The 14,009-nt window shown below is 61.9% G+C and carries 13 protein-coding genes; 11 read left to right on the top strand and 2 right to left on the bottom strand.

The features are described 5' to 3' along the window. Nucleotides 1-24 precede the first annotated feature (24 nt). From AQZ50_RS15935 to AQZ50_RS15890, 10 genes are all read left to right on the top strand, one after another. A complete protein-coding gene (locus tag AQZ50_RS15935) occupies nt 25-441 on the top strand; it encodes a TrbI F-type domain-containing protein (RefSeq protein WP_197412524.1) in 417 nt (138 codons plus the stop codon). Then, nucleotides 425-970 carry a S26 family signal peptidase gene (locus tag AQZ50_RS15930; protein ID WP_067747700.1) on the top strand — a complete coding sequence of 182 codons (546 nt, stop codon included), beginning with the start codon at nt 425-427 and terminating at the stop codon, nt 968-970. The genes AQZ50_RS15935 and AQZ50_RS15930 overlap by 17 nt, the downstream gene beginning before the upstream one ends. After that, nucleotides 967-1,608 carry a type-F conjugative transfer system protein TraW gene (gene traW, locus AQZ50_RS15925; RefSeq protein ID WP_067747699.1) on the top strand — a complete coding sequence of 214 codons (642 nt, stop codon included), beginning with the start codon at nt 967-969 and terminating at the stop codon, nt 1,606-1,608. The genes AQZ50_RS15930 and traW overlap by 4 nt, the downstream gene beginning before the upstream one ends. Further along, nucleotides 1,605-1,922 carry a hypothetical protein gene (locus AQZ50_RS15920; protein ID WP_067747698.1) on the top strand — a complete coding sequence of 106 codons (318 nt, stop codon included), beginning with the start codon at nt 1,605-1,607 and terminating at the stop codon, nt 1,920-1,922. The genes traW and AQZ50_RS15920 overlap by 4 nt, the downstream gene beginning before the upstream one ends. Beyond that, nucleotides 1,919-2,926 (top strand): conjugal transfer pilus assembly protein TraU, encoded by a 1,008-nt coding sequence (traU, locus tag AQZ50_RS15915; RefSeq protein WP_067747697.1) that lies wholly within the window; start codon nt 1,919-1,921, stop codon nt 2,924-2,926. The genes AQZ50_RS15920 and traU overlap by 4 nt, the downstream gene beginning before the upstream one ends. A gap of 10 nt (nt 2,927-2,936) precedes the next feature. Continuing rightward, complete coding sequence (gene trbC / locus AQZ50_RS15910; protein WP_067747695.1) at nt 2,937-3,695, top strand: type-F conjugative transfer system pilin assembly protein TrbC; 759 nt, start codon at nt 2,937-2,939, stop codon at nt 3,693-3,695. Next, nucleotides 3,692-5,632, top strand: coding sequence for a conjugal transfer protein TraN (locus tag AQZ50_RS15905; RefSeq protein WP_067747693.1), 1,941 nt, complete (start codon nt 3,692-3,694; stop codon nt 5,630-5,632). The genes trbC and AQZ50_RS15905 overlap by 4 nt, the downstream gene beginning before the upstream one ends. Before the next feature lie 161 nt (nt 5,633-5,793). Further along, nucleotides 5,794-6,561, top strand: a complete 768-nt coding sequence (locus AQZ50_RS15900; protein ID WP_197412526.1) for a conjugal transfer protein TraF — start codon at nt 5,794-5,796, stop codon at nt 6,559-6,561. Continuing rightward, nucleotides 6,561-7,979, top strand: a complete 1,419-nt coding sequence (locus AQZ50_RS15895) for a conjugal transfer protein TraH (RefSeq protein ID WP_067747689.1) — start codon at nt 6,561-6,563, stop codon at nt 7,977-7,979. The genes AQZ50_RS15900 and AQZ50_RS15895 overlap by 1 nt, the downstream gene beginning before the upstream one ends. Nucleotides 7,980-7,988: 9 nt before the next feature. Further along, nucleotides 7,989-10,784, top strand: a complete 2,796-nt coding sequence (locus AQZ50_RS15890; RefSeq protein ID WP_067747687.1) for a conjugal transfer protein TraG N-terminal domain-containing protein — start codon at nt 7,989-7,991, stop codon at nt 10,782-10,784. Nucleotides 10,785-10,787: 3 nt separating this feature from the next. Here the strand turns inward: AQZ50_RS15890 and AQZ50_RS15885 are convergent, their stop codons facing one another. Further along, entirely contained in the window at nt 10,788-11,135 is a 348-nt protein-coding gene (locus AQZ50_RS15885; RefSeq protein ID WP_067747685.1) for a hypothetical protein, read from the bottom strand. A 316-nt stretch (nt 11,136-11,451) separates the two neighbouring features. Between AQZ50_RS15885 and AQZ50_RS15880 the strand changes: the two genes are divergently transcribed. After that, nucleotides 11,452-12,831, top strand: coding sequence for a Fic family protein (locus AQZ50_RS15880; RefSeq protein ID WP_067747761.1), 1,380 nt, complete (start codon nt 11,452-11,454; stop codon nt 12,829-12,831). Nucleotides 12,832-12,900: 69 nt separating this feature from the next. On the opposite strand, the gene AQZ50_RS20165 is transcribed toward AQZ50_RS15880, so the two are convergent. Next, a protein-coding gene (locus AQZ50_RS20165; RefSeq protein WP_156427406.1) for an IS630 family transposase occupies nt 12,901-13,840 on the bottom strand; the annotation gives its coding sequence in 2 pieces (ribosomal slippage) (nt 12,901-13,506 and nt 13,508-13,840; 939 coding nt in all). Nucleotides 13,841-14,009 lie beyond the last annotated feature (169 nt).

The following is a 14,009-nucleotide window of genomic DNA, read 5'->3' as shown; positions in this document are numbered from 1 at the left end:
CCAATCCAACCGCGCGAGCCCAGCATGCTACGCCCGGTTGCCCTCGTCATGGCGGTGAGCGGTGCGCTGCTTTGGGGCGTATGGGCCACACACACGATCCTGACCTTGCGCCGATCCACGCCACATCTGGTAAAAGTCGAGCTGGCCGATCTCATGCGCGAATATGTCCAGCGCGAGGCGCGCTCGGGCGAAGCGGCCGAGGCATTGACCGCGCGCACAGCAAGTTTCCTCAAGGCGCTCAACACCGCCGTCGGAGCCCATGCCCGTCGCGGCGACGTCGTGCTGCTCGGCAATGCCGTGGTCGATGGCGACATTCCCGACATCACCGCCAGGGTGCGTGCCGAAGTCTACGCACACCAGACCCGCGCGGCCGAGCCGCCCCATACACCGACCGACGACAAGGCGGGCGAACGCGAGGGCAGCCATGACCAAGACCATTGACTTGCACGCCGGTGCGTTGGTCCTGCCAAAACGCCCCTGGCGCGAGAGGCTGCGCTCGATGGCGCTCCTGGGTCTCGTGGCCATCACCTTTATGGCACTCGACGACTGGCATGACCGCCATGCAATCCTGATCAACGCGAGCGAGTCACTTCCGACCTGGGCGCTTCTCGTGGAGACCGGACGCTTCCCGGCGCGCGGAGACTATGTCGTGTTTGATCCGGGCCATGCCCCCCTGGTGGTCAAGCATTTCGGAGAACACCCCAGGCCTTTTGCGAAGATCGCCTATGGCCTGCCCGGTGATGTGGTTACGCGCGATGGTGCGCGCGTGATCGTCAACGGCGTCGAGGTATCGCGCCTCAAACCCTTCACGCGCCAGGGCGAAAGCCTTGTCCCCGGCCCCACAGGACGTGTGCCCGCAGGCTGTGTCTATGCAGGCACACCGCACAAGGACGGGTTCGACAGCCGCTATGCCGCTATTGGCTTCATCTGCCATGATCGGCTAATCGGCACCGGGGAGCCGATTTTATGACGGGGTCGGCTCTCCACATCGGTCTCACCGCGCTGCTGCTCAGTGCGACGCCCGCCATGGCGCGTGACTACGGCACGCTTGGGGTAACCTGGGCGATTGCCGAGCCGGACTTGCTCGATGTCATCCATGCCCGCCTGCACATGCTCGAAGAACGCGGTGAGCTGGCTGCGCTCAACCGCAAGTTTGTTGAGGCCGCCCGCGCGACCATCGAACGCCCGCATCCCGTGGCGGGAATCACGCAGGCAACCACCGACCGGCAATGGCTGTTCGATCCGACGGTCATGCTGGCCGACGACATCCGCGATGCACGCGGCAACTTGCTGGCCGCCAAGGGCCAGCGGTTCAACCCGCTCCATGTCGTGGCGATGACCCATGCCTTTGCCGTCATTGATGGCGACAACAATGCCGAAATCGCCTGGGCGCTGAAGCAAGGCTCGCCAGACAAAATTTGGATCGTGCTGATCAAAGGCTCGCCAACCGAGCGCATGGCCGCACTCAGACGCCGGTTCTGGTTCGACCAGGATGGGGTGATCACCCGCCGTTTCGGGATCGCGCATACCCCTGCGCTGATCAACCAGAAAGATGATCTGATCGCGGTGCGTGAAGTCGCGCTGCAACATGAAGGCGCACAGCCATGATCGGGCGCCTCTTCAATCAGGCACGCGATCGTCTTGTCGCGCGCCTGCCCGCCCCGATGGCCGCGCCGGAGACGGTGGCGCAACGCCGTCGGCGTTGGCGCCTGATATGCCTGCTTGCGATGATGGCCATGGTGTCCTTGATGGCACCGACACTCGCAGGGGTTTCGCAGGCTGGCACAGCCCTGCTCTGGCTCGGCCTCGCACTGGCGACCTTGCTGCAGGGCACCACCTGGCTCACCGCCAAGCTGCACGCCGATGCTGTCTGGTTCGACGAGCGCCCCAAAGACCCAAGCCACGAGATCGGCGAGCCATGATCCGGGCGCTCATCTCGCCCGCCATGGCCGCGCTCGGCCTGCTTACCGCCGCCCCCGTGGCCGAGGCGCAGAGCGCAACGACGTGTCATGGACATTTTCCCAATCCGCTGACCGATGTCTGCTGGGATTGCTTCTTCCCGCTGTCGATCGGGGCTGCGGATCTGTGGCCAAGCCAATATCCCGATCCGCCCAATCCATCGCTGCCGGTGTGCCTGTGTGGAGTGCGGCCCGGCTTGTCGTTCGGGTTCTGGGAGCCGGTGCGGCTGATCGATGTGACCACCAAGCCGTTCTGCTTTCCAAACCTGGGCGGGATCACCCTCAACCCCGGGCTGCACCTCGGAACCGGGCACATGTCCTATTCGAGCCAGACCGGCGGTGCGGGCGAGATGACCGCACATTACCAAGCGCACTATTACATCTACCCGCTGTTCTATCTGCTCGAATTGCTGGGCGATTTCATCTGTTTCGAGCAGGCCTCGTTCGACTTGGCCTATATGACCGAGCTCGACCCGACCTGGGCCGACGATACCCTTGCCGCCGAAGTCTACCCCGAGACTGTAGTGTTCGATTTTCCTTTGGCTCAGGCGGCGTGCGCGGCCGATTGTGTCGCTGCAACCATGGGGCTGCCGCTCGATCCGCTGTTTTGGTGCGCAGGGTGCAACGGCAGCATGTACCCGATGACCGGCCATGTCGGGAACAACACCACCGTCGACCAATCGATGCGGCTCGTCGCCGAGCGCATGCTGTTCAAGATGCACCGCACAGCGCTGGCCTGGGGCACGATGGGCAGCCAGGGCCTGTGCGGCAAATACATCATGCCGATCCTGCAGAAGTCGCAATACCGGCTGCAGATGGTGAACCCGGTTGCGGCGACCTCGGGCCGCTATGCTTGCGAGCCGCCAGGTGGGTCCACCGTCATTCAGGCAACCTCGCACGTCTATCCGGTGGTCGGCGAAGACGTCGGCTACCTGCTGTGGCGCAAGCGCAATTGCTGCGCTTTCTGAGGTGGGACCGATGCGCAAACGTCTCATTCTCCTTGCGAGCCTGGCCCTCACTGCCACCGGTATCGGCACTGTGCTTGCCCAGACAAGCGTCGATGGCCTGGACCTTGAGGCCATCAGTCGCCATGCCCAGAATGAAGCCGCTACGCTTTCGGCGCTGATCGGCCGCGCCATCGCGCGGCAGGCTGTGAGCGGCGCCAGCAACGCCGACGCAGAGCACACGGTCGATGTGTCCAAGGCCCGGCTTGGCGAGGCTGCTGCGAAAACCAACCCGAATCCAGCATCTGCCGGCACGATCGATCTCGACTCCATGGTGGCCAATGCGAGCAGGACCATGGCGCCGGTCGCACGCCCTGCGCCGCAGTTTCTCGCTTTTGCCAGCCTCGCTATGCCCGAGGATTCTTTGCGCCAGATGATTGGCGATGTGTCGCGCGCCGGGGGCACGATCGTGTTTCGGGGGTTCTCGCCGCAGGGCGCGGGCGCTTTCATGAAAGGCTTGTCGAAGGCGATTCCGCCCGGAACCCAGCCCCGCATCACCATCGACCCCCGGCTGTTCAAAGCGTTCCATGTCGAGGTTGTGCCGACCTATGTCGCGGCCTCCACCGGCATGGCGCCGTGTACGGGAGACGACTGCGTTGCAAGCCCACCGCCGTTCGATCGCCTTTCCGGCAATGTGACAACCTCTTTCGCGGCCGAAACGATCGCCGATGGCAACGGGCCCGGCGCGTCTGTCGCGCGCGCCGCTTTGCAGGCACTGAAGGGGGCTCCATGAGCCGGCGCCGCACCTTTGGCCGTGTGAGCGCCACAATCGCTCTGCTCGCCTCGACCACGCTCCATGCCCAGACCATCGATCCGACATCTGCGGCCGGCCAGGTCGCACAAAGTCTGCAGACCCAGGTTGCAGGCACGGTCACCAGCACCAATGCCCCCAGCACCGTCCCGGGCTACGGTGGCAGTGACCTGCCGCAATCGAACTATCTCACCAATCCCGCCCAGATGGGCAGCGATGGCGCGGTCGCTGCCGCCACCAGTCAGCCTTACGCCATCGTCACCAACCCCAATCGGGGTTCGTTCGATACTTCGACGATCGGGGTCGCCAATGCGCAAAGGGTGGAAGCAAACCCCGGTGCCTATGCCGGGGTCGGCACCAGCAGCAGCGAAGGCTCCTGCCAGCCTCTGCCGGCAACCTCTGGCGGCAGCAGCGTCTATTATGATTCCTGCCAGATCGGCTCAGCGGAGACGGATTCAAGTTTCACCTGCACCATCAACTGGGCAAACCAGTTCACCACCGGCTACCAGTATACCTGCCACACATCGCAATGGTCGATCGTGGATGCGAAGACCGGAACTGCATCGCCGTTCGGCAGCGCATCGGACTGCGGAACCTTCGCCACGCAATCGTCCTGCAAAGTGGCGCAGACCGTCACCAAGCCCGCGACGACCACCTGGCCTTCGGGTGCCGGGCTCGGCGTGTCCTTTGCCGAAACCGACACGACATATACCTGCTCAGGCCAGACCAATTATGGGACCGGGGCGTCCAACACCTACTGCTATTATGGCGGCGCGGTCTGCGGTCCCCCGCCTGCGGTGGATCAAGCCCCCGGCGTTGCCGGTGCGAGCTACCTCGGCCCGGTCCAGATCTACGGGGGATCCAGTGTCGACAACAGCGACTGCCAATCGCAGTTGACCGCCATCTCTGCGGGCGGCGCAACATGCCTTCCGCCCACGCAAGTCTGCACCGACCCCTCACCCACCACGCGCACGATCAACGGCGTGTCGGTCACCCACGATTGTTGGCAATGGCAGGCAACCTACCAATGCGGCGCCCTGACGCCGGCGAACACCTGCGCAACGCTGGCCACCAAGACCAATTGCACCTTCGACCATTCAGTCTGCCTCGACAACCCGCAAGTCGGGGCCTGTCAGGTCACCAGCAACGTCTACAAATGCACGACGCCCAACCCGACGCAGGCGCCCGGCGGCTATGCGTGTTCGGGCAGCGTCTACTGCCTCAACGGCAGTTGCACGACGCTGCCCACCTCGCCCACGCCGGATCTCCAGAATGCCCTGGCGGCGATCAACGCCATGGGCAATGCCACCAGCCAGTTCGATCCGGGCAGCCTGACGATCTTTGGCGGCACATCAACAGGCTGCCACAAACCGCTGTTTGGTTTGGTCAATTGCTGCGCGGGTAAAGTGTCCGGAATGCTCACTGCCGCCTCGAGCGCAGTCGCCCTCGCCGGCATCCTGACCGGCAATTACGGCTTCCTGCTCTCGATGGTCACCCAGTTTCTGGTGACTTTCCTGTGCTCGCAGCAGGAGATGCTGCTCGATGTCGAGGACCGCATGGGGCTGTGCCACTATGTCGGGGAATACTGCTCTCAAAAGGCGCTGTTCGTCTGCACCACCGAGCGCCTGAGCTATTGCTGCTACCAATCCGAGCTTGCCCGCGTGATCCAGGAACAGGGCCGCATGCAGCTGGGGATCGACTTTGGCACGCCGCAGACCCCCAATTGCAGCGGGTTCACCGTCGCGCAGTTTTCGCAGCTCGACCTCTCCAAGATGGATTTCTCCGAGGTCTACGCGAACTTCACCAGCGCCGTCTCGCTGCCCGGCTCGCTTCAGACTTCCGCGCAGATCCAGGCTCAGGTCCAGCAATATTACCAGAACGCCGGCGCGACCGGCACACAGACAGGGTCCACACCATGATCCACACATCCACACGCCCACATGTTCACATGCGCGCATTTTTCGGGGTGGCCTTGATCGCCGCATGCTTTGCAAGACCCGCTTTGGCCGCGCCGCCCGCGCCGGATCTGGATGAGCCCGCCGCCACGGCCAACCCTGATGGCAATGATCCGGCTGCGCCCATGCAATCCAGCGACAACGGCACCGCGATGGCATCTGCGGATCATGCGGAAGCGCCCGGCCAGGACCCATTCTATTGCGGCGAGCGCAAGCTCGGCACATGGTTCTATTGCGAACGGCCCAGGACGGCCGACAAGACCAGCGCATCAACGGCGCCCGCAGTGCCCTATCGCAAGCAACTCGACCAGATCGGCGCGCAGCTCGAGGAACTGAAGGCAAAGGCCATCCTCGAGCCCACGCCTGATAATGTCATTGCCTATGTCCGCTACCAGCGTGAGCAACTCGATCGGGCCTCGACCTTCACCGACGTGTGGGAACGCGCCATCTGGCAGCATGCTGATCTCGATTACACGCTCCAGCGCCCGGTCGACACGTTGGGCAAGACCGCCTGGCTCGCCCAGCGCAAGGTCGACAAGGAAGCCGTGATGGCTTCCTTGTCCGAACGCTATGGCCTCTTCCTGTTCTATTCAGCCTCGTGCGGTGCCTGCGATGTATTCGCGCCGATCGTCCGCACACTCGCCGACAAGTACAATATCTCTGTGCTCGCGGTCTCGATGGACGGTGGGCCAAACCCCATTTTTCCGCGCTTTGTCGTGAACCATGGGCAATACCTGAAGATGGGGCTGTCGGGAGGTCAGGTACCCGCGCTGGTTCTGTTCGACACTTACCTCAAGAAGCCGATCCCGATCGGCTACGGCGTCATGGCCGAAGACGAGGTCATGAGCCGCATTTTCACGCTCACCAGCGTCAAGCCCGGGAGTGACTTCTGATGCGCAACTCCCGCCTCTGGAAAGCCGGCATCTGCCTTGGCGCCACATGCGCACTGGTTGGTGCCGATACTGCGTGCGCCGATGTCTCGGGCCAGCTCAACACCTTCTTCACCAGCCTTGGCGGCTCGGCCAATGCTACCGGCCCGGTTGCCTATTCCGGCCAGAAGGGCGGCTATTACAGCGGCGGCAATCTGTGGGTCCGCTTCCCCGCGCCGCAGACATTCACGTTGGGCAATCTGCAGATGCCGAGCGTGAAGGCCGGCTGCGGCGGCATCGACATCTTCACCGGCTCGTTCTCCTACATCAACTCCGACCAGATCGTCGCGATGATGAAAGCCGTCGCCAATGGCGCCGAGGCATTCATTTTCAGTCTGGCGATCGACGCGATCAGCTCGGTGATCGGCGTCAACATCAAGGAAGTGAGCCAGAAACTTCAGCAATTCCTGCAGCATTCCTTGAATGCCTGCCAGGCGGGCGAGCAGATGGCCGCAGGACTTGCGGGCTTGGCTGGCGCGCGCGATTCGCAGTTCTGCAAGCAGATCGGCAACAGCCAGGGCGTGTTCTCGGACTGGGCTGCGTCCGAGCAAGGCTGCGGCACGGGCGGCAGCCAGACATCCACGCTGTCGGGCAACAAGGACAAGACGATCCCCGCCGGCCCCTACAACTACACGTGGGCGATGCTCACCCAGAAATACCCGAGCTTCGACACCGATTTCAAACAGTACCTGATGAGTCTTGTCGGAACGGTAATCTATCAGCCCGGCACCAGCGACAGCCAGGGGCCGACCTATCAATTCATGGGCCAAGGCGATCCGGCTCTGATCACGGCGCTGCTCGATGGTGGCAGCACGGCGCAAGTCTATGCCTGCGACACTACCGACCAATGCCTCAACCCGACGCAAACCACGCTGAACGTCAACACCAGTGCCGCACTCAAGACCCACGTCTACAATATGTTGATTGACATCCAGGGTCGGATACAGGGCAATCAGGCGCTGACGACCCAGGAGATCGGGCTCCTGGGGGCGACCTCCATTCCGCTCTACAAGATCATGGTGGTCAATTCCGCCGCGAGCTTTGGCGGGATGAACAGCGCGGACCTGACCGAGCTTTCCGAAATCACCGCAGTCGACCTGCTCGAGACTGTGGTCCAGCAGTTCTACAAGATGGTCACCGATGGGCAGACCTCGTTCCACAACGCAGATCCGACCACGCTCAAGCAGTGGCAGGACCAGTTGCGTACCGTCAGCCAGACGCTCGATAGCCAGGTCATGCACAATTCCGGGCGCCTGACCCGCACCGAGCAGATCCTCGACCGCACCATCCGCATCGAGGCAACATTGCGCAACGCAATGTCGCCACAGATGACCGCCGCGCTCCAGTTCGAAAAATCACTCAGCCAGCACCCGCTCCAATAAGAGGCCCCCATGAACGTCAACGTGATCACCAGCGGGGGCGGTCAGTACATCGTCAACGTGCTCAACGCCGTCGCTGCCTGGTGCGGCGGCGGCGGGTTTCGGTCGATGCTCCAGGTCGTCATGGTCATGGGTCTCGGCTACTGCCTGGTCGTCATGGCCTTCGCGCTCAATTGGCGCGTGCTGTTCAACTGGTTCCTGTCGGCAACGGCGATGTATCTCGCCATGATTGTGCCGACGGCGACGGTGGTCGTGACCGACACGGTGAACCCCACCGTCGGCAATGGCGCCGTTGCCAATGTTCCGATCGGGCTTGCCGTCGTTGCCTCATTTTCGAGCCAGGTGAACAATTGGCTGACGCAAACCGCCGAGAGCGTGTTCACGATGCCCGCCAGCCTCGAGTTCACTGCAGGCGGGATGCTCTATCCGACCCGCCTCAACGATCTGACCAGCCAGTTCACGATCGCCGATCCGATCATGAAGGCCAATGTCGAAGCCTACCTTCAGCAATGCACGTTCTATGACATCTTGCTCGGCCAAGGGAACGGGTGGACAACGCTGGCCAGCAGCACAGACTTGCTGACTGCGCTGGGGCCAGGTTCACCGGCTCGCTCCACCAGCTGGATCCCTGCCGGTGGTGGTACGTCTTCGATCATCGGCTGCCAGGCCGCCTACACCGCAATCCAGTCCGCCTATCCCAATCTCGGAACCGTCGGTTTGCAGGCAGCGGCGTCATCCTTCTATCCCAACTTGCCGGCAGCCAGCGCCGTCACCCAGTTGCAGACCGATCTTCCGACGATGGCGCAAACCTATTTCGGCGGCAACGCAATGAGCGCCCAACAGATTTTTCAGCAGCGCTCGCTGGTCAACGCTTTCATGGAAGCGCGCGCCAACTTCGGCTCGGGCGGCGGCGACACTTTCGCCGCGCTCCATGCCGATGTGCAGGCGCAGAATTCCTACATCTCGGCCGCGCGCCAGGCGATGACCTGGGTGCCGGTGCTGAACCTGGTTCTGACCATCGTCTTCTACGCGATGTTCCCAGTCGTGTTCCCACTGTTCCTTTTTCCGCAGACTGGCCCTGCCCTGCTCAAGGGCTACCTTACTGGTTTCTTCTACCTCGCCTCGTGGGGCCCGCTCTATGCCGTGCTCCACATGTTCATTACCCAGTACTCGGCTGCGCAGCTCACCGCGCTGGCCCCGCAGGGCATGACCATGGCGACGATGGCCGGGATCGACAGCGTCGACCAGAACATGGAGACGCTCGCCGGCTATCTGCTGATGTTCGTGCCCGTCATCGCCGCCGGCATGGCCAAGGGGGCCATGTCGATCGCTTCGAACACCACCGCTATGCTCGCCCCTGCCCTGCAGGCCGCCGAAGCGGCGGCCGTGGAACGCACAACCGGTAATTATGCCTACGGCAACAGCCAGTTCCAGAACGCGACCGGCAACCAGGTCAACACCGCGCCGACATGGAATGTGGCGACGTCCCCAATCCCACAAGTGAACATGCGCGAGGGCAACGGCACGATCACGACCACCACGGCGGATGGCTCGACAGTATACAATGCTGCGCCCGGGATCAGCCGGTTCGGCTTCTCCGCCAGCGAAGTGGCCAGCGTCACCGGCAGCTTGCAGGACACTGGCGCGCAGTATCACACCCGCGCCAACCAGTTGCGCGAAAGCTCAAGCCGACGTTGGAGCGAAGGCCTGCGCACCCTCGATGGGACGTCCTCGGGCTCTCGCTCTGCGCATGGCAGCGAAGGGGCAAGCGGCGCGCAAGGCGGCAATGTCGAGACCCGGTTCGACCGGCAGGGCACCGATGCCAAGCACCAGACCGGGTCGAGCCGAACTATCGGCGACACGCTTTCTGATGGCAAATCGCTGGGCCACGCCCAGACCAACACCTGGGGGCTGCACGCAGGGCTCAAGGCTGGCGCAGGCGCCAAGCTCCCTGGCGGCGAAGTGGGCGGATCCGGCAGCGGCACATGGGACCATGCCTGGGCCAAGACTACCGGTGACCAGGAAACGCACGGCTCGAGCGACAGCCAGACCGAGACCCAGAGCGCCAATGTCGCGCATTACCACGCCAATGGACAGGACATCACGCTTACCGATGGTGGCTACTGGCGCGACGGGGCGTTTCACCGGATCGAGAACTTTGCGGAAAAGCGGCACGCCGTGGAGCGCGACTTCTCTGAGGCCCAGGCGCTCGAACGGCAGGCATCGCGTTCTGACGACATCGGAACCCGTCTTGAACATATCGCCTCGATGTCACGCAGCAACGGCTACCAGATCTCTGACGACATGAGCCAGGTCATAGCCAGCCGCTATGCCGCCATGGCCGCATCGCCTGAATTCCGGGACCTTGGCGCACCGTCACTGACAAGCACCACGCCCTCCCCCCATCAGCGCGAAGTCCGCAACATGATCGTTTCGCGGATTCTGGAGGAGTATGCGGCGGATGACCTGGGGCGTGTGCAAGGGGCGCTCAAGGATCCGGTCGAGGCGATGGGCGCGGTTCGTGGCGCGGCCCCCTTCCCTCTGCCGCATGAGGCAGCACCAGCCTGTGCGGGGCACCAGCGTCATAGCCAGTCAGGGCAAGGTTCTGGATCACGTGCGCGTGATCAGGCCAGCGCCGAACAGCATCCCCATGTCGCACCCGGCGATCAGAAAACGCGCGATGCGATTGATCATGGCGCTTCGGACGTGCGGCGTGAGGACGGCTCGGCAAAGGCGGAATTCAAGCGCAGTGCCCAAGGAACCGGCATCTGGGAACCCAAAGTTCGGAAGGACGCCGATCAGCCTTGATCCCTATTTCTCCAGGTTCTTTTGGACGGAGCTTCTCAGATCGTCAGCCCACTTTGACGCGGCGCGCTGGGTTTCGACCGACTGCTCGTAATCGCGATAGGCATTGATGCCGCCCACTACCGCGACTACTACCAGCATCGCAGGAACGACGAAAAAGAGCGCCGTCGCAATCTTGCGTTGCACACGGATCGCGCGGGGCGTTTTGAGGACGTTCGGGATGCGGTCGTATTCGAAGGCAAGCATGGCTTCGGCCTTCGATCCGCGAAAACCATCGTGGCGCAAGGCTTCGTTTTCGGCAGTGAGCCGTTCAACCTCGCACTGGAGTTGGGTGAAATCCCGGCCTTCAGACATGCCGATACGCTACGTATGATTGGAACAAAGCGCAAAGATATATGCAATTTGCGGCACTGAATTCTTGTCCGTTTTGACTGGATTACGGCCTCACGTGAATGTCCTGCAATTGCACCTCAGATTTCCTTGCGACGGTTGCCCTCAGGTGCGGTCAGCAGAGTGAGATCACCGGCCTTCTACCCACGCTGACCGCGACGGAAGCCATGCCCAGATCCAAGATTGCGCGAATTGGAGAATAATTGCGCGATTCTGCATTTTCTTGCGTATTGACAGGTTTTGTTGCGCAATTTATCATCTGCGCAACAAAGGAGTGCGTGTGGCAAGGCTGATTTCCGAAGCCGATCTGGCTGCAATCGAGGCGGCGGTGGGCCGGCATCCCGGCGGCGCTTCGGCAGCGCAGATCATCGAGTCACTCGCCATTCCCGGCGCAAAACGTACACTCCAGTATCGCCTTCGCGCACTGGTGAATGCCGGTCGCCTGCGCCTTGCGGGGGACGGTCGCGCCGCCCGTTATCATCTCGGCACAAGTGCCATGGTCGCCCCCGATGCGACCGGAATCATCCCCATATCGCCCGAGGGCAATGCGGCCCTCGCCTATGTCCGCCAACCAATTACAGCCCGACATCCGGTCGGCTATGATCGCGATTTTCTCGCGCGCTACAGGCCAAACGAAACCTTTTACCTGAGCCCGCACCAGCGCGCGCATCTGGCGTTGGTCGGCAAACCGAGGATCGAGGCCGCAGCCGCCGGGACTTACGCAAAACAGATCCTGAACCGCCTGCTGATCGATCTCGCGTGGAATTCCAGTCGGCTGGAGGGCAACACATATTCGCTGCTCGACACCCGGCGCCTGCTGGATTTCGGTGAGGCCGCCGAAGGCCGGGGCCAGCGCGAAGCGCAGATGATCCTCAACCACAAAGATGCAATCGAATTTCTCGTCGGCAACGCCGACGACATCGGGTTCAATCGCTATACGATCCTCAACCTGCACGCGCTCTTGGCCAACAATCTGTTGACGGACCATTCGGCTGTTGGTCGGTTGCGGCATATTATCGTCGGCATCGACGGTTCCACATTCTATCCTCTGGAAGTACCTGACCTGATTGAAGAGTGCTTTGACCAGATCCTTGCCACGGCGTCTGCGATCGACGACCCGTTCGAGCAAGCTTTCTTCATGATGGTCCACCTTCCTTATCTGCAGCCCTTCGATGATGTGAACAAACGCGTATCGCGCCTTGCCGCCAACATTCCGTTGATCAAGGCAAACCTGGCGCCGCTTTCGTTCACTGAAGTTCCGGGGGATCTGTATACCAGCGCGACACTGGCGGTGTATGAACGCAACGACATCAGTTTGCTACGCGACGTGTTCGTGTGGGCCTGTGAACGATCATCCGCCCGCTATGCTGCGGTCCGCCAATCGCTGGGCGAGCCCGATCCGTTCCGGTTGCGCTACCGTGACAGCCTGCGCGATACCATCCGGGATGTTATCCGTGGGCCGATGAACCGGCAGGCGGCGCGCGCGCATCTCGCCGCCGTTGCGCGCCAGATCATCCCCCCAGAGGAACAGGACCAATTTATCGAGGTGGTGGAGACGGAATTGCTCGGTCTGCATGAGGGCAATTTTGCGCGGTATCAGGTCCGCCCCTCCGAATTTTCGACTTGGCGTCTGGGATGGACTCAAACAGGACAGTCTTGATGATCCGCCACGTCGATTTCGTGCAATGAATGGCCGAGGCAGACAGCGCCAACTTAGACCCAGAATCGATCACATCTGCACATATCCGGAATGTCTGAGGTAGTTTGAGCATTCGTTTGGCTGGAACTTTTCGAGGATGATTTTAATGGCATCGCAGATTGCGTCGAATGACCTTGGTGCCATCCGCCGGAGCAAGGCCTTGAGTTTAGCAAAGACCTGCTCGATCGGATTGAAGTCCGGGCTGTAGGCCGGAAGGTAGAGCAGGCCCATCCCTGCATCTTCGAGGCATTTGCGGATGCCGGCGACTTTATGGGCTGGCAAATTGTCGGCGATGACGATGCTGCCAGGCGTCATTTCGGGGATCAGACATTCTTCGAGCCACTGGCGGAAGATCATACCGGTCATTGGACAAGGCAATAACTGCGGTGCGAGGATGCCATCATGGGCCAGCCCCGCCACGAAGGTCGATGTCATCCAGTGACCGTGCGGGGCTTTGGCAAAGAGCTTCCTGCCCTTGTGACCCCAGCCATGCGTCCGCGTCATCGCAGTGTTCGTGCTCGTTTCATCAACAAAGACAAGGCGCCTAAAGTCCAGGCCGGTCTGACATGCCCGCCAAAGCTGGCGAGCCAAAGCAACGTCTGGACGATCCTGCTCAGTCGCAAATATCGTTTTTTTTGAAGCGCAGTCCGAGCCGCTTCACTGTGCGCTGCCCCCCCGCATAGCTGACATTGATCCCGCGCCCAGCCAGTTCATTGCGGACTTCAGCCAGCGTCAGATCGGGAACCAATGCCAGCCGTTCCGACAGCCAGCCAAGCTCATCGAGCAACTTCGAACGCCGGTCACCCCCAATCGAAAGAGGGGCGTAACTCTTCTTGGTCCGATAAAGCCGATGCCAGTTCCCCGCCGTACTCGGCGCAACCCCAAACCGCTCCGCCGCTAACCGACAACTGAGCCCACCTTCCATCGCAGCAACAACCCGACCGCGCAGATCATCCGAATATGGCCGCATCCATGCTGACCTCCATACCAGCCAGCATCCTGAATCAGAAAATCGCCGCCTTGGGAATCCCCAGCGATTCAATGTGGTCGATTTCGGGTCTAACGGCCATTCGCGGGTCCAAACTTGCCCGTCAATAGCTGCCATAGGTTCACAAGCATGGTAAGCTGGGCCGGCAGTG

It is taken from the genome of Novosphingobium sp. Fuku2-ISO-50, assembly GCF_001519055.1.
Classification (GTDB): Bacteria; Pseudomonadota; Alphaproteobacteria; order Sphingomonadales; family Sphingomonadaceae; genus Novosphingobium.
Note: the sequence above shows the minus strand (reverse complement) of the source record. Positions and strands in the feature narration are given on the sequence as shown.